The 15182-nt window shown below is 47.2% G+C and carries 18 protein-coding genes; 12 read left to right on the top strand and 6 right to left on the bottom strand.

Annotated features, from left to right (window positions below):
* Positions 1-95: 95 nt before the first annotated feature.
* Complete coding sequence (gene rsgA, locus KNO85_RS12620) at positions 96-1061, bottom strand: ribosome small subunit-dependent GTPase A (protein WP_214790583.1); 966 nt, start codon at positions 1059-1061, stop codon at positions 96-98.
* Positions 1062-1306: 245 nt separating this feature from the next.
* Between rsgA and KNO85_RS12615 the strand changes: the two genes are divergently transcribed.
* The 7 genes from KNO85_RS12615 (at position 1307) to KNO85_RS12585 (ending at position 6364) form a co-directional block, all read left to right on the top strand.
* Positions 1307-1696, top strand: coding sequence for a lmo0954 family membrane protein (locus tag KNO85_RS12615; RefSeq protein WP_214696396.1), 390 nt, complete (start codon positions 1307-1309; stop codon positions 1694-1696).
* A gap of 22 nt (positions 1697-1718) precedes the next feature.
* Positions 1719-2363 (top strand): PspA/IM30 family protein, encoded by a 645-nt coding sequence (locus KNO85_RS12610; RefSeq protein ID WP_214790581.1) that lies wholly within the window; start codon positions 1719-1721, stop codon positions 2361-2363.
* Positions 2364-2441: 78 nt separating this feature from the next.
* The gene (liaF, locus tag KNO85_RS12605) at positions 2442-3131 is read left to right on the top strand and encodes a cell wall-active antibiotics response protein LiaF (RefSeq protein ID WP_214790579.1); all 690 of its coding nucleotides are present in this window, start codon (positions 2442-2444) and stop codon (positions 3129-3131) included.
* Positions 3128-4150 (top strand): sensor histidine kinase, encoded by a 1023-nt coding sequence (locus KNO85_RS12600; RefSeq protein WP_074033063.1) that lies wholly within the window; start codon positions 3128-3130, stop codon positions 4148-4150. Before liaF ends, KNO85_RS12600 begins: the two co-directional genes overlap by 4 nt.
* A 2-nt stretch (positions 4151-4152) precedes the next feature.
* Entirely contained in the window at positions 4153-4788 is a 636-nt protein-coding gene (locus KNO85_RS12595) for a response regulator (protein WP_015880838.1), read from the top strand.
* Entirely contained in the window at positions 4785-5336 is a 552-nt protein-coding gene (locus KNO85_RS12590; protein WP_214790577.1) for a GNAT family N-acetyltransferase, read from the top strand. Before KNO85_RS12595 ends, KNO85_RS12590 begins: the two co-directional genes overlap by 4 nt.
* A 98-nt stretch (positions 5337-5434) precedes the next feature.
* A complete protein-coding gene (locus tag KNO85_RS12585; RefSeq protein WP_214790575.1) occupies positions 5435-6364 on the top strand; it encodes an NADP-dependent oxidoreductase in 930 nt (309 codons plus the stop codon).
* A 72-nt stretch (positions 6365-6436) separates the two neighbouring features.
* On the opposite strand, the gene KNO85_RS12580 is transcribed toward KNO85_RS12585, so the two are convergent.
* The 5 genes from KNO85_RS12580 to KNO85_RS12560 all read right to left on the bottom strand — a co-directional run bounded on the left by KNO85_RS12580 (position 6437) and on the right by KNO85_RS12560 (position 9986).
* Entirely contained in the window at positions 6437-8335 is a 1899-nt protein-coding gene (locus KNO85_RS12580; RefSeq protein WP_214790573.1) for an ABC-F family ATP-binding cassette domain-containing protein, read from the bottom strand.
* The gene (locus tag KNO85_RS12575) at positions 8332-9033 is read right to left on the bottom strand and encodes a lysophospholipid acyltransferase family protein (protein WP_214790571.1); all 702 of its coding nucleotides are present in this window, start codon (positions 9031-9033) and stop codon (positions 8332-8334) included. Before KNO85_RS12575 ends, KNO85_RS12580 begins: the two co-directional genes overlap by 4 nt.
* Positions 9034-9111: 78 nt before the next feature.
* Positions 9112-9372 (bottom strand): hypothetical protein, encoded by a 261-nt coding sequence (locus tag KNO85_RS12570; RefSeq protein ID WP_026826759.1) that lies wholly within the window; start codon positions 9370-9372, stop codon positions 9112-9114.
* Between the two features lie 87 nt (positions 9373-9459).
* Positions 9460-9702, bottom strand: a complete 243-nt coding sequence (locus tag KNO85_RS12565; protein ID WP_074033069.1) for a hypothetical protein — start codon at positions 9700-9702, stop codon at positions 9460-9462.
* 131 nt (positions 9703-9833) lie between these two features.
* Complete coding sequence (locus tag KNO85_RS12560; protein ID WP_015880844.1) at positions 9834-9986, bottom strand: hypothetical protein; 153 nt, start codon at positions 9984-9986, stop codon at positions 9834-9836.
* A gap of 288 nt (positions 9987-10274) precedes the next feature.
* Here KNO85_RS12560 and KNO85_RS12555 point away from each other — a divergent pair, with 288 nt between their 5' ends.
* The 5 genes from KNO85_RS12555 to map all read left to right on the top strand — a co-directional run bounded on the left by KNO85_RS12555 (position 10275) and on the right by map (position 15167).
* Entirely contained in the window at positions 10275-11126 is an 852-nt protein-coding gene (locus KNO85_RS12555) for a CvfB family protein (protein ID WP_214696385.1), read from the top strand.
* Positions 11127-11296: 170 nt separating this feature from the next.
* Positions 11297-12826, top strand: a complete 1530-nt coding sequence (cshA, locus tag KNO85_RS12550; protein ID WP_251126649.1) for a degradosome RNA helicase CshA — start codon at positions 11297-11299, stop codon at positions 12824-12826.
* A gap of 100 nt (positions 12827-12926) precedes the next feature.
* Positions 12927-13178: a hypothetical protein gene (locus KNO85_RS12545; protein WP_214747211.1), complete on the top strand. Its 252-nt coding sequence runs from the start codon at positions 12927-12929 to the stop codon at positions 13176-13178.
* A gap of 40 nt (positions 13179-13218) precedes the next feature.
* The gene (locus KNO85_RS12540; protein WP_214790567.1) at positions 13219-14403 is read left to right on the top strand and encodes an EAL-associated domain-containing protein; all 1185 of its coding nucleotides are present in this window, start codon (positions 13219-13221) and stop codon (positions 14401-14403) included.
* Positions 14404-14417: 14 nt separating this feature from the next.
* Entirely contained in the window at positions 14418-15167 is a 750-nt protein-coding gene (gene map / locus KNO85_RS12535) for a type I methionyl aminopeptidase (RefSeq protein ID WP_214790565.1), read from the top strand.
* The last annotated feature ends 15 nt before the right edge of the window (positions 15168-15182 follow it).

Below are 15182 nucleotides of genomic sequence, written 5' to 3'. Positions count from 1 at the left end.
CATTTTAAGTATATGGCAAGTTTACGCCTGCCTAGAGAAACTGTCAAATTACAATAAAAAGGACTGCGAGCAGTTTCGCTCACAGGCCAACGAATTTATATTCGTCGTTTTTTCTTTTCTAACACACGGGCATGTTCTGCCTGTTTCTTCTCCATATAGAGAAGTTCCCGCTCAAGTTTGACGTAACTCGCATAGCGTTTCGCATCTAGCGTACCGCTCGTGAGCGCCTCTTGGACGGCACATCCAGGTTCTTTCTTATGAGAACAGTCGCGGAAACGGCATGTCTCGGCAAGCGCTTCGATATCGCGGAACGTCTCATCGAGGTGCTCGCTTCCTTCCCATAGGCCAAACTCGCGCATACCCGGTGTGTCGATGACATATAAGTCATCGATTCGGAACAATTCGCGGTGTGTCGTCGTATGCTTTCCGCGTTCGTCCTGTGCCCGGACGGCTTGTCTGACGGCAAGTGTCTCGTGGGCGAGAGCGTTCGTCAGTGTAGATTTTCCGACTCCGGACGAACCGACGAAAGCGATTGTGCTCTCACTCGGTAACGCATGACGAAGTTCAGCCATACCTTCTCCTGTCACGGCACTGACCGCGAATACGTCAATACCTGGTGCATTCAGCTGAATGTCTTCAAGCAATGTGTCGACAGAATCGACTTGATCGGTCTTCGTCAAAACGATGATAGGGATTGCCCCGGTGTCCCAGGCGGCTAGCGTATAGCGCTCTAAACGACGGATGTTGAAATCGTGTCCACACGCCATTGTGATCAAGACGTAGTCGACGTTCGCACAGATCAGTTGTTCACGTGTCTCGTTGCCGGCGGCCGCTCGTGAAAGAACGGTCCGACGCTCAAGGAGATGGTGAATCGTACCTTGACCATGCTCGCGAACTTGAATCGTGACATAGTCGCCGATGACCGGGTAATCCCGTTCGCTCGTCGCCTCATGTCGGAATTTTCCGGAAACCCCGCACATATACGCATTTTCTCCGACAGATACCGTATAAAGATGTTGGAACTGTGCCGTGACACGTCCCGTTTCAGTTTGTTGAAACAAAATAGAATCCTCCTTTTAATGATGGAGGACGTCAGCCCTCCGATTCGCTGATACTAGTTGGCGTGCATTCATCATGTTGCTCATAAAACATCATCCTTTCATTGTTCGATAGCATAAGTGTACCACAGGAATTGAAAACGATAACATCTCAGTCTATAGACCGAGGCAAAACAAGCCTTCCGCTCGTCGACCTATACAAAATAACGTATTATGATAAGAGTGTACTTAACAAGGAGGGATGACAGATGAATCACCAAGTGAAAAAGGTGTTGTTCATCGTAGCCGCGATCGCTCTAGTGCTCGTGTTGATCGGTTCTTTACCGAATATGATTTTATTCGGATTAGGAGCGCTCTTGACGCTTTGGGCTGGAGTCCGTTTTCAGGCTGTGACACACATCGGTGCTAAAGTTGGTTTCGGGATCCTTGCCGTCATCGGGATTGGGACGATGCTCTCAAACATTTGGGCACTCGTCGGAATCATTGTCGCGTGGTTGTTGTTTAAAGGGTATATGATGTATACAGGTGAAAAACGCGACCCAGAAGTCGAAATTTTGAATGCCGACGGAACGCGTGCTAGCCGTAGCAGCTTCCAACAGTTCGATCAAGTGTGGCAAAAATTTGTTAATCGTCGTTAAGATTTCATAAGGAGGATTCACCATGAAGACACCGTTTGATCAGTTTCGTGAATTAGCGAATGAATTGACGAAAGAGATTTCGAAAGAAGTGAAGAAGTATCAAGATAAAGAAATGCCGCGTTCAAGTGGAGAAGCGGAATTGAACCGTCATATCCGCGGAGCAGAGAAGGAAGCGTTATCGATTGAGCGTCTCGTTGAACGTCAACGTACACTGCTTGCAGAATTGGCTGGGAAACGTGATGAGGCCAAGAAGATGGCAGATAAACGATATGAACAGACAGAACTGGCGAAACAAGCCGGTGAAGAGAAGCTAGCAGAACGTGCAGCGCTTGAATCGAAACACTACGGAGAACAATATCGTTACTTCGAAGGGTTGATCGATGAGGGAGAGCGTGAATTAGATGAGTTGGAGCGTCGTGCGCTCGAGATGAAACTTAAACTCGATGAGATGCAAAATAAACGATATGAATTTGCGATGCGTGAAAATCTTGATCTCTTAAAAGGAGCACTTGACCAAATCTTTGGTCAAAACACGTCGCAGTCTCATCCGTTTACAGAGGAAGAAAAGAAAGAACAACCTGCTGAAGAGAAGCAAGATACGCAAGAAGACGAAGATGATTTTGAAGCAAAACTAAAAGAACTGGAGCGTCGCTTTAAACAAGAGTGAGGTGACGGTTCGGCGATGACCTGCATAAGGTCATCGCTTTCTTTGCTTCATACATATGATTAGAAAGGGGGAATGGACATGGAACGTTGGAACACACGTCAAATTATTGGATTCATGATTATCTTATTTTCGGTGGGACTCTTTATCGATATCGTGACGGGTGGGAATAGCGTCTTATTCAGCATGATCCTCCCATTGCTTCTTCTTTATATTGGACGTCGTTTCAGTCGTCGAGGCAAGCAGTCGGCTAGCTACATTTTTTACGCAATCGGGGGCAATCTCTTGATTGGTTTGATTTTCTCATCGGCCGCGTTCGGATTTGTGCTCTCTGGACTGTTATTGTTATTCGGATACCGACTCTATAAAAATCGACCAGTCGAAGCAAAAATTCGAACACCCCTTCGCCAGGAGCAAGCTTTCTCGTTCGGCATGAAAGAAGCGGGTCACTATGTGTTACGTGATACGAATGAATTCTTTTTACTGCGTGATGTCGAGATGGATTTATCGCAAGCCATCATTCCGGAAGGAGAGACATTCTTACTCCTAAACGGACTTGCGGGAGACATTCGTATCCTCATTCCGGCAGGTTATGATTATTCGATTGATGCATCCATCGGGTTTGGGAAAGTTCAAGTCGATGATTCGAACTATTCACCGGTGTTCAACCGTCGCTTCTATACGGCGTCCGATGATTATGTCCAGGCTACGCGGAAAGTGCGGATTCATATCGTGCTCATGAGCGGAAGTGTCGAGGTGATGACGGTATGAAAAAAGATTCATATCCACGAACGGTCGTCTGGCATCAATTGTTCAGTAGCCTCTTGACGGCTTTCTTGATTACAGTAGCGTTTCTCATAGGTGACTCGACTTCACTGAGCGACTTATTTTCGCGTGAAGAAGGGTTGCCTTTCGGTGTGTCCATTTTAGTGATTGCCGTCTTAATCGGTAGTATCTTCGGAGTCGCTTCCTATTTTTATTTGCGTCGAGACTTTCGAGAGGTCGCGAACGCCCTATGGAAACTAGAGAACCAAAAGGAAATCACGTTCAGACCGTTGTCTCCTTACCGAGATACACTCGAACGAATCGTTCGCGTGTCGAAACAGCGCCAAGAGATGATTGAGATGGCGAAGCGGGTAGGGGAGCGTCCGGTCAGTGTCGAAGAGGCGCGTAGTGAAGCCGTTGTCGAAGAAAGACGCCGTGTCGCGCGGGAACTTCATGACTCGGTAAGTCAACAGCTTTACGCCATTTCGATGATGACGACTGCGGTCAAGCAGACGATGCAGACGAAACCGGAATTAGCGAGTAAACAAATGGAGCAAGTCGAGTTGATGGCTCAAACGGCACAGGCAGAGATGCGTTCGTTGCTCTTACAACTCAGACCAGTGGAATTAGAAGGTATGACGTTAAAGACTGGGATCGAGCGTCTATTAGAAGAATTATCGCGTAAACAGTCGACCGAGCTCGTCTGGCGTTTAGAAGAAGTGAAGCTGTCACGCCATACCGAAAATGAGCTGTTCCGTATCGTCCAGGAGGCCATCAGTAATACGTTGCGACATGCCAAGGCGACTCGTCTAGAAATCGAGATGCGAACGGTGCAGCAGACGGTCATTTTAAAGATTAATGATGATGGAATCGGATTTAACGTGGACGATACACAAGTCGCCTCATATGGATTACAATCGATAAGAGAGCGCACGGCGGAAGTCGGTGGAACGTTACGATTGGTCAGTGTGCCGAATGTCGGAACACAAATTGAAGTACGTGTGAAACAACAAGTGGAGGGGTAATGATGATTCGAGTTGTATTAATTGATGATCATGAAATGGTCCGAGCGGGCGTGTCTGCCTTTTTATCGACACAACCGGACATCGAAGTCGTCGGTGAGGCATCGGATGGCGCAACGGGAGCGGAGCTCGCGATCGCAGAAAAACCAGACGTTGTCCTCATGGACTTAGTGATGGAGCCTGTTGACGGTGTTGAATCGACGAAACGAATCAAAGCAAGCTGGAAAGAGGCTAAGATTTTAGTCGTGACGAGTTTCTTGGATGATGAGAAAGTATATCCCGTCATTGAAGCCGGTGCGATGAGTTATGTCCTCAAGACGGCAAACGCTAATGAAATTGCGGACGCGATTCGTCAGACGGCTGCCGGCAACCCTGTCATGGCTGCCCAAGTGACTGGGAAGATGCTCGAGCGGTTGCGTCATCCGGAGATGACCCTCCACGAAAGCTTGACTGCGCGGGAACGAGAAATTTTGCAACTGATGGCAGAAGGGAAGTCAAATCAGGTCATCGCGGATGAACTGTTCATCTCACTGAAAACGGTGAAGACACACGTTTCAAACATCTTGACGAAACTTGACGTCTACGACCGGACACAGGCGGTCGTCTATGCATTCCAACACAACTTGGTCAGTAAAGGATGAACGGGCTCCCGGTAATTGAGACAGACCGCCTTCGACTGCGTCCTCTCCAAATGGAGGACAGTCCACACGTATTCGCCATTTTCTCAAATGAACAGGTGCTCCATCACTATGGAATGGAGCCGCATCAAATATTAGAAGAAACGGAACAGATGCTTACGCATATGCTCGATCAAATCGAAACCGGAGCAATCATCCGATTTGCAATTGAGCATCGTGAATCAAAAGCGTTGATCGGAACGATTGGGTTTCACAATCGGGCGCCGTCACACCGGCGTGCCGAAGTCGGCTATGAACTCAGACCAGAATATTGGCGTTCGGGTTATGCGACCGAGGCCCTTTATGCAGCCCTCCAATTTGCCAAGACGCGTGAGATTGAACGTGTCGGTGCGATTGTCTATGTCGAGAATGTCGCATCACAACGCATGTTGGAGAAGAATGGATTTATTCAAGAAGGTCGACTACATAATTACATGCGGCAGCGGGGACAAGCCCATGACGTCTATGTATATAGCTATATGACAACCGAACTGACTCATCCGTCGATTTGAGCACACCCGCATTACGCGTGGTGTGCTTTTTCGTTTGTGAGATAAACAAAATGGGAACCGAGTAAAGGTGAGTCATTCACTCAAAGGAGGGCGATGAAATGAAAGCTGCATATATCGAACAGTATGGTGGATCGGATCAATTCAAAGTAGGTGAACTGCAGCAACCGACAATCGGTGCAGATGACGTATTGATTGAGGTTCATGCCGCAAGCGTCAATCCGGTCGACTGGAAACTTCGAGAAGGATACTTAAAAGAGATGCTCCATTACGAGATGCCGCTCGTCATCGGGTGGGATGTATCGGGTGTCATTCAAGAAGTTGGGGCGAATGTGATCGAATTGAAAGTTGGAGATGAAGTGTTCAGCCGTCCCGATATTGCGCGCCAAGGCACATATGCCGAGTACGTCGCAGTCGATGCCCATCTTGTCGTCAAAAAACCAGCTTCGCTTAGTTTTGAGGAGGCCGCTTCACTGCCGCTCGTCGCGCATACGGCATGGCAAGTCATGTTCGAAGTGATGGATGCCAAACCGGGTGATCGGATTTTCATCGGAGCCGGTTCAGGTGGTGTCGGAACGGTAGCCATCCAGCTCGCGAAAGCACACGGTTTGTATGTCGTCACATCGACAAGTACGCCGAACGTGGATTGGATCAAAAAACTTGGAGCTGACGAGGTCATCGACTATAAACAGCAAAATCCGGCAGAAATCGTCCGCGATTTTGACTTCGTGTTTGATACGATGGGGGGCGACGGGCAGAGCAAACTCTACCAAATGCTCAAAGAAAACGGGATGCTCGTCTCGATCTCAACACCACCGAATGAAGAGGAAGCCGAACAGGCGAAGGCTCGCGCCGAGTACGTCTTCATGCAACCGACAGGGGAACGCTTGAAAAAAATTGCGGAAGCGGTTGAAAAAAATGAACTGAAACCAGTCATCGACCGTGTCTTTGATTTGGAAGACACGAAACAAGCGCATGACTACGGAGAAGAAGGGCACGCGAAAGGGAAAATCATCATCAAAGTGAAGTGATCAAAAAGAGGTGGATTTCCGGAACATACATCGGGAATCCACCTCTGTTTTATTTTATTTGAAAGGCTTAGGTTAACCTTTTTTCTGTGCTTGAATTTGTTCGTCGATTTCAGATAGGTACGTCCAGCGTTCCATCTTCGCATCGAGTGTCTCTTTCAGTGATGCAATCGTTGCATACAATTCATTGACTTTACCGAGGTCGCTGCCTGCTGTCGCAAGCGTTGCTTCTTGCGCTTCAATCTGTTCTTCAAGCGCGGCGATGTCTTCCTCGATTGTGTCCCACTCCTTCTGTTCTTTGAAGGTGAATTTGACGACTTCTGACTTCGCGCGTTCTTTCTTTTCTTTCGGTTCTTTCTCTTTCTTCACTTGACGAGCCTCTTCTTGACGCATCGTCAAGTAGTCGCTGTATTCTGCGTGATACACCTGGATCGTCCCGTCTTCAAATGCAATCAACTGCCCGGCGATACGGTCTAAGAAATAACGATCGTGGCTGACAGCGATGACCGTACCTGGGAACGATTCAAGATAATCCTCTAATACGGACAACGTTTCCGTATCCAAATCGTTTGTCGGCTCATCTAGGAACAAGACGTTCGGCTCGTCCATAAGAATGCGCAGAAGGACAAGACGCCGTTTTTCTCCACCAGATAGCTTCGTAATCGGTTTGTATTGCGCATCCGGCGAGAAAAGGAAACGTTCGAGCATTTGACCGGCCGTGATCGTCTCGCCGTCCGGCGTATAAATCACTTTCGCAATCCGCTCGATTTCGTCAATGACGCGTCGGGATTCGTCTTCAAACTCAACCTGCTGGCCGTAATAGCCTAGATGGACTGTTTCTCCGTGAACAATCGTGCCGCTCGTCGGTTCCAAACGTTTGGCAAGCAAGTTCATGAGCGTTGATTTCCCACTCCCGTTCGGTCCAACAATGCCGTAGCGTTCACGGCGACCGAAAATCCAATTGAACTGCTGAATCAGAAGCGAGTCGTCGTATCCGAAAGATAAATCCTCGACCTCAATGACTTTTTTACCGAGACGTCGAGACCCAACAGAGACGTCGAGTGATTCCTCTTCGGCTAAACTCTCTTGGTGCTTTAAGTCTTCAACGCGTTGAATGCGTGCTTTTTGTTTCGTTGTTCGTGCTTTTGCACCTCGACGCAACCAGGCGAGTTCGCGTCGTAAAATATTTTGCCGCTTTTGTTCCATCGATTGTGCCCGTGCTTTTCGTTCGGCACGCTTCTCAAGGAATAACTCATAGTTTCCGTTATAGAAATAACTCGTCCCGTCCGCAATCTCTAAGATGTGGTTTGTGACACGATTTAAGAAATAACGGTCGTGGGTGATGAGAAGGATAGCTCCACGATAATCGGCAAGCATCGTCTCGAGCCATGCGATCGTGTCGGCATCCAGTTCGTTCGTCGGCTCATCTAAGAGCAATAAGTCTGCTTCGTCGAGTAACGCTGCAGCGAGAGCGACCCGTTTTTGTTGCCCTCCGGATAAGGCGTTCACATCGACGGACACATCAGGTAGACCGAGACGGTTCAAAATCGACTTCAGTTTGGCTTCCGTTTCCCAAGCATCTGCGGCATCGACAGCCTGTTGAGCTTTCATGAAACGTTCGAGTAATTGCTCACTCGTTGGATCCGCTTCGAGCGCTTGGCGGGCACGTTCGAATTGTTTAAGGGCTTGAACGGATGGTGTATCACTCGTGAACAAGGCATCAAGAATTGTTTGCCCTTCGTCGAACTGGACCGTTTGGGTCAAATAACGAATGCGGTAATCGTTTGGATGTTGCATCGTTCCCCGGTCTGCCGTCTCGGCGCCGGCGATGATTTTCATGAATGTCGATTTTCCAGAACCGTTCACACCGATGATCCCGATGCGGTCTCCTGGATGGATCGTCATCGTCACGTCATCAAATAATACTTTGTCGGCAAACTCTTTATGAATGCCTTCAATCATTAATAAACTCATGCGTTATCTCCTTCAATCTGTTGACGAATGGCCGCTTCGACTGTTGCAGCGATTTCCTTATTCGGTAAGTCAGCCGGGTCGATTGCTGGTAAGAAAGTGACGTCAACCGTTGCCGGGGTAATTCGGTTTTTAGCTTCTAACAGTTTATAGCTTCCTTGAATGGCAACGGGAACAATCTTCGCACCGCTTGACGTCGCGAGCGTCAAACTCCCAGCTTTAAACTCTTTCATAGGACCACCTTTTGAACGTGTTCCTTCCGGGAATACAATCATCGACTGACCAGACTGAATCGTCTCGACACCAGAGCGAATCGCTTTGATTGATTGACGACGATCGCTACGATCGATGAAGATACAGCCCATCATTTCCATCCAACGCGGGATGATCGGGAATTTTTGTACCTCAATTTTTGAGATGAATGCTTTCGGTCGTTTCGTAGCCGTCAACATGATAGGAACATCGAAGTTCCCTTGGTGGTTCGATACGTAGACGACCGGTTCATCCGGAATCTGCTCTTGTCCATGGACACGAATGTCAGCACCGGCAACCTTCAATAAAAATTGAGCCCATTTATAGGCGATGTCTTGTACATAGCGATAACGCTGTGGCGTCTCAATTTTTTTCGCCTTCTGTAAAAATGGGACGGTAATCGGTAGCACCGCAAAAAACGAGAAAAACCATACTGCTGTTCGAATCATTTTATTTTCTCCTCTCATAATGACAACAAGAAAGAGTCTTCTTCTCTTGACGAGAATCCGACCCTTCGGCATGAATCCTTATTCCCAAAAGCGAGAATCGCTCTCTTCTTCCTCTTCCTCAAGTTCGAACGTAATGCGTTTATTCACAGGATCGACGACGAAATAAGCGCCGTCTTGTTCAATACTCTTAATTTGCATGGCTTGATCGTTCCCGATTTCAAGGGTGAGACGGATGCGATTGTCATCATCGACGAGCAAGATCCCATCTTCCTTCAACCAAAGCTCCATGACGGGTGAATAACGAAGTAGCCATTCATTCGATAACGGAATTTCATTCATACGATTGTGTGCCTCCTGCGATTATAAATCCAATGTACGTTGTCTGTTCCTTCATAGGATACCAAATGTGGAGAGGGAAGACGAGCGTTATGTAGAGCGTTTCCGTGTTGTCGAATGCATTCTGGCCACGACACGTTTGATTCGTTTCTGGTTCCGTCTTTCCACAAAGAACTCGCTCGCTTGCATGAAGAGTTGCTTAAAGGAAGACAGGCCCATCGCAATCAAGACAGCAAATAGAAATGTTCCGATTGGATCTTTGTACAGTTCAGACTGGAACAAAAAGGCGAGGCCTGCAGTTGATAAGATGGTCGTAAGAAAATAGAAAATCATAGCGGAGTCTCCTTTTCTTAAGTGGTTAGGAAAGAAAAAGGCAAGGTCTTTTAATCGTATTCGACCTTTTGTAGGAAATTCCTGTTTGTGTTTGGCAAAGAAAAAAACGCCTCCAGTTGGACGGAAGACGTTTACTCTTGAGTCATATAAGTCGATGATGACGATACGTTCGTATCCACACCGTTTGAGAAAATGAAGCTGAGTGAGGCAAGTAATGCGAAAAAGGCGACGAGTAGCCCTTTTGTAAATCGTTTTGCAAACGAACGAGACTGTATATCAAACATTTATTATCCCCCGATCAATCCTAAATGAAACCTTATTTCTACTGGACACTTCCTATATAATAACGTTTTCAAAAATAGGATACTAGAAGAAAAAAAGACGTTCACAAAATTGTCACAAAATTTTAATAAATCAACTCGTTTCCATTTGTTGTGACGTTTTTCCCTTTATGCCGTGCGTTCACATTTTCGTCACATTTATGCAAAATGTTGAAAGAGAACATGATATGATTAGGAACGTGTGTAGATAGGTATACTGACAGTAATAGCTTAGAAAAGGATGTGGGTGTAATGGCATTGCGCGCAGGAGAAGTAGTAGACTTGGTCGCGGAACGTTCTGCTGATTTTGGAGTATTCATTAGTAACGGTCGCGAAGAGGTGCTCCTTCATCGAAAGGAACAAACGGAAGAAGTGACAGTCGGTCAAACGGTTCGTGTCTTTTTATATCATGACTCAGAAGGGCGTCTCGCATCAACGATGACGATTCCAACGGTCTCTTTCGATGAGTATGAATGGTGTGAAGTAACAGGCGTTCGATACAACACAGGTGTTTTCGTCAATATCGGGATTCAAAAAGATGTGCTCGTCTCAATGGACGATTTACCAGAGAATCGGTCGTATTGGCCACAAACGGGAGATCAATTGTGCATTCGTTTGAAGTATGACCAAAAAGGGCGCTTACTCGGAGACCCGGCGCCTTACGCGTATTTGAACTTGTTGGCACGTCCGTCAAAGGAAGAGTGGAACAATCAAGATGTTCAAGCGACTGTCGTCAATAAACGTGAAGTCGGCGTCAACGTATGGGTCGAAGGAGAATCACTCGGCTTCTTACATGAAGCAGAAATGACACGTTGGCCGCGACTTGGTGAACAATTGACGGTCCGTGTGACACAAGTGAAACAAGACGGAACGGTTCTTGTTTCGATGAAACCTCGTGCCTATGAGGCGATTGACGGCGATGCGGCGAGCGTCCTCTCTTATATCGAGGAACGTGGAGGGCAAATGCCGTACGGTGACAAAACAGCCCCTGACGTGATCGACCGTGAGTTCGGGATGAGCAAAGCCGCGTTTAAACGGGCGCTCGGAAAACTACTAAAAGAAAAGCAAGTTGAAAAGCTCGACAACGGCTACAAATTGAAATAAGATAACTCATGTTCGGGTGACATGAAAAAGTTTGAAAATGTATTTCTTTCATTTTAGGAATAAATACGTTATAGTTAATAAAGTTGACTATGAGGAAACATTGAGAAAACGTCTGTAGATCTGTCAAACTGAACTCAGACGTTTTTTGTATGAACAAAGGAGAATATAATTTGACAAAATTTCAAGACTTACAATTAAGTGAAGCGTTAGTAAAAGGTGTACACAAAATGGGCTTCGAGGAAGCTACACCGATCCAAGCTGAGACAATTCCTGTCGCACTCACAGGAGTGGACGTATTAGGACAAGCACAAACAGGTACAGGGAAAACAGCAGCTTTCGGTATTCCGACAATTGAGCGAATCGATTCAAAGGCGCGTCAAGTCCAAGCACTCGTTCTTGCACCGACACGTGAACTTGCGATTCAAGTTGCAGAAGAATTAAACAAAATCGGAGAAACAAAGCGCGTTTACGCACTTCCTGTTTATGGTGGTCAGCAAATCGACCGTCAAATCCGTGGTTTGAAAAAGAACCCACAAATCGTTGTTGCAACACCAGGACGTCTCATGGACCACATGAAGCGTAAAACAATCAAACTTGATGACATTCAAACAGTCATCTTGGATGAAGCAGACGAAATGCTCAACATGGGCTTCGTTGAAGATATCGAAACGATCTTGGCAGGTCTTCCTGAAGCACGCCAAACGCTTCTTTTCTCGGCAACGATGCCACCACAAATCAAAAAGATTGCAGAGCGTTTCATGAAATCGCCGACAATCATCAAAGTAAAAGCGAAAGAGATGACTGTTGAAAACATCAACCAGCAATTCCTCGAATTGCGTGAAGGTCAAAAATTCGATACGCTTTGCCGTTTGATCGACATCGATTCACCTGAACTCAGCATCATCTTCGCTCGTACGAAGAAACGTGTTGATGAAGTGACAGAAGCACTCATCAAACGTGGATACACTGCAGACGGTCTTCACGGAGACTTGACGCAATCAAAACGTGACCAAGTCATTCGTCGTTTCAAAAACGGAACGATCGATATCTTGGTAGCGACTGACGTTGCTGCACGTGGACTTGATATTTCAGGTGTTACGCACGTTTACAACTTCGATGTACCACAAGACCCAGAGAGCTACGTACACCGTATCGGTCGTACAGGTCGTGCTGGTAAGACAGGTACAGCCCTCACGTTCATCACGCCACGTGAATTCGGACAAGTGAAGGCGATCGAACGCGTAACGAACAAAAAGATGAACCGTCGTCACGTACCGACAATCGCAGAAGTACTTGAAGGAAACCAAAAGCAAGCAGCTGAAGAGTTGATCGAACGCGTTCAAGCGGGCGACTTCAAAGCTTACACGCAACTTGCGACAGAACTTCTTGAAGAGTACGAAGCAGTTGAAATTCTCGCTGCTGCCCTTCGCGGATTGACGAAAGAGCCAGATTCAACACCAGTTGAAATCTCATACGCTGAACCAGTTCGTGTGAAACGCCAAGGTGGTCGTGGTGGTGATCGCGGTGGATACCGTGGTCGTAACGACCGTCGCGGTGGTGGTGGTGGCCGTGGAGGCGATCGTCGTGGTGGACGCGGTGGCGAACGTCGTGATGGACGTAGCGGAGACCGTAAAGGATCATTCCGTGGTGACGATCGTCGTCGCTCGGATGACCGTGGTCCACGCCGTCCACGTGACTAATCATCGTGAAATGCCGCATTTCCTTAAGTGGATTTGCGGCTTTTTTTATTGTGTCGTGCTACACTAGTTGAGTAGAGATAGAAGGATGAGGTGTCAACGGATGGTGGAATTAAGTTTCGGTCTCCTTGTGCTGCTTGGTTGTGTGCTTGCACTTAAACCAATCGTGTCGAAGACAGACCGTCCTAACTTTCGTTATATCCCCGTGGCGACATTGTTATTTGGAGCGATGATTTTTTTAGTGTTAGCCATTGGAGTAGGCGGAAAGATGGGCATTGCATATGGCGTAATGAGTATCGCCTATTTTATTGCTTGTTTCGGTGCCTATATGTATGTACACACGCGAACGAGCTGATTGTAGCTCGTTTTCGCATTTAACGAAGAGGTGATGAGTTATGGATGCGGTAGAAGTGATGGTCCATCCCGAGGAAGTGATGGTGACGTATGAACCAATCCTTGGAGCGGCGACGTTTCAAGTAGAAGGATATATGGTACATGGGCGATTCCGAGGCGAATCGTTGACACCGTTTTTTTATGATGAAGACGTTCCACTCGAGTATCAGTTAGACATCGCCCAACGAATGGAGCAATTGGCAGCAGAACAACTTCGGGATGTTAAATCATTCGTCACGTTCAGATGTCGATCCGAATGGATTCTCGAAGAAGGGGGAGAGGCTTTTTTGACCCCGCTTCGCGAATTGAACTTCCCGTTACATCGCATTTATGTGACTCTTCAAGGGACGGACCTAGTGGATGTTCCTCGCCTATCGCGTGTCATTCAGTACTATCGATCGTATGGGCTGAAAATCGCGCTAGACTTTGCGGAATCGACAAGTATCGAGGACATTATGACGCTCGCGCCAGAATTGTTGCTCGTCGATCTTGGAACGATGGTCGAGAAGAAGACGTTGTCGGTCACATATCCGAACATGCTTCAGACGATGGAATATATTGCGTCGAAGCTTGGCGCGCCGCTTCTTTATAAATCAATTAACCACATCGGACAGCTTCGGTACGCTTGGCAACACGGCGGTCGTTATTATATGGGTGGTCTACTTGGGTTGGAAGACGAGCTTCCACAACGAGAGATCAAAGGGATGGGTGTTTTAGCGCAAGAAGTGCCTTCATTCTTTTTGCATGACCAGAAGCGATTGAACCGTCTGTATGAACTTGAATTTGAGTTACATCGTCGAATCGGAGAACTCGTTCAATCTGGGAAATGGTCGAAAGATAAGAAAGATGAATGGATTCAATACATCGCGCCAAAGCTCGAGGAAGTGTTTGTCCGTTATTATTTGACGGATAAGACAGGTTTTCAGACGAGTGCGAACGTCTACTGTGTGAACGGAGAATGGCGTGTCGATAACACGTATCGAGGCTATAACTGGAGTTTCCGACCTTATTTCATTCAGACGATGGCGGCGATGGATGTTCGGGGACGTGGCTATTTATCGGGTGACTACCGTGATTTCAGTTCAAACGAAGTGACGCGGACGTTCAGTTATCCACTACCCGACGGCATGTTCTTATTCGCCGACATATCCGAAGAATATTTATACCAGAATCGATTACTAGACTGAAAGGAAGAATGATGATGTTAGATTATGATTACGATGCGCTACGCGAAATCGGTCGAATCGTCGCACTTGCACGAGACGAGATGGCGAAAGCCGTCAAACCGGGCATGACGACAAAGGAATTAGATGCGATTGGGCAACGTATTTTAGAAGAGGAAGGTGCGGCTTCTGCACCCATCACGATGTACGAATTTCCAGGATACACATGTATTTCGCTCAATGACGTCGCTGCCCACGGGATTCCTGGGGACGAGGTCATTCAAGAGGGAGATATCGTAAACGTCGACGTCTCTGCTGTGAAGGATGGCTACTATGCGGACACGGGTCGTACGGTCATTGCTGGGACAGCGAAATCACCTCAGCATGAACGTTTGGTGGAGGTATCATTGACATCACTAGAAGCTGGACTCAGCAAAGTGAAGGCGGGTGTGAAAGTCAACCAGATCGGGAAAGCCATTTATTCGGACGCGAGGAAGAATGGATTCACGGTCATCCGTAACTTGGCCGGACACGGACTCGGTCGGACGTTACACGGTGAGCCGGAGACGATTTCAAACTACTACAGCCGCGAAGAGAATCAGCTTTTAAAAGCTGGGCAAGTCATTGCGGTCGAAACATTCATCTCGACGAAAGACGAAATCGTCTATCAGTCAGAAGAGGATGGCTGGACACTCTTTACGCCGAACAAGAGCCTCGTCTCACAGTTCGAGCATACGGTCATCGTCACAGAAGATGGATATGAAGTGTTAACGGGGTCATTCCGTTAAGAAAAAGGTGTGGTT

The sequence above is a fragment of the Exiguobacterium sp. s124 genome (assembly GCF_018617485.1).
Taxonomy (GTDB): Bacteria; Bacillota; Bacilli; order Exiguobacteriales; family Exiguobacteriaceae; genus Exiguobacterium; species Exiguobacterium aestuarii.
The sequence above is the reverse complement of the archived record's forward strand: the minus strand, read 5'-3'. Positions and strand labels throughout refer to the sequence as shown.

Excerpts from the sequence above, each read along its gene's own strand:
- KNO85_RS12615 (WP_214696396.1), top strand. The coding sequence starts at position 1,307 with ATGAATCACCAAGTGAAAAAGGTGTTGTTCATCGTAGCCGCGATCGCT.
- KNO85_RS12610 (WP_214790581.1), top strand. The coding sequence starts at position 1,719 with ATGAAGACACCGTTTGATCAGTTTCGTGAATTAGCGAATGAATTGACG.
- liaF (WP_214790579.1), top strand. The coding sequence starts at position 2,442 with ATGGAACGTTGGAACACACGTCAAATTATTGGATTCATGATTATCTTA.
- KNO85_RS12600 (WP_074033063.1), top strand. The coding sequence starts at position 3,128 with ATGAAAAAAGATTCATATCCACGAACGGTCGTCTGGCATCAATTGTTC.
- KNO85_RS12595 (WP_015880838.1), top strand. The coding sequence starts at position 4,153 with ATGATTCGAGTTGTATTAATTGATGATCATGAAATGGTCCGAGCGGGC.
- KNO85_RS12590 (WP_214790577.1), top strand. The coding sequence starts at position 4,785 with ATGAACGGGCTCCCGGTAATTGAGACAGACCGCCTTCGACTGCGTCCT.
- KNO85_RS12585 (WP_214790575.1), top strand. The coding sequence starts at position 5,435 with ATGAAAGCTGCATATATCGAACAGTATGGTGGATCGGATCAATTCAAA.
- KNO85_RS12580 (WP_214790573.1), bottom strand. The coding sequence starts at position 8,335 with ATGAGTTTATTAATGATTGAAGGCATTCATAAAGAGTTTGCCGACAAA.
- KNO85_RS12575 (WP_214790571.1), bottom strand. The coding sequence starts at position 9,033 with ATGATTCGAACAGCAGTATGGTTTTTCTCGTTTTTTGCGGTGCTACCG.
- KNO85_RS12570 (WP_026826759.1), bottom strand. The coding sequence starts at position 9,372 with ATGAATGAAATTCCGTTATCGAATGAATGGCTACTTCGTTATTCACCC.
- KNO85_RS12565 (WP_074033069.1), bottom strand. The coding sequence starts at position 9,702 with ATGATTTTCTATTTTCTTACGACCATCTTATCAACTGCAGGCCTCGCC.
- KNO85_RS12560 (WP_015880844.1), bottom strand. The coding sequence starts at position 9,986 with ATGTTTGATATACAGTCTCGTTCGTTTGCAAAACGATTTACAAAAGGG.
- KNO85_RS12555 (WP_214696385.1), top strand. The coding sequence starts at position 10,275 with ATGGCATTGCGCGCAGGAGAAGTAGTAGACTTGGTCGCGGAACGTTCT.
- KNO85_RS12545 (WP_214747211.1), top strand. The coding sequence starts at position 12,927 with ATGGTGGAATTAAGTTTCGGTCTCCTTGTGCTGCTTGGTTGTGTGCTT.
- KNO85_RS12540 (WP_214790567.1), top strand. The coding sequence starts at position 13,219 with ATGGATGCGGTAGAAGTGATGGTCCATCCCGAGGAAGTGATGGTGACG.
- map (WP_214790565.1), top strand. The coding sequence starts at position 14,418 with ATGTTAGATTATGATTACGATGCGCTACGCGAAATCGGTCGAATCGTC.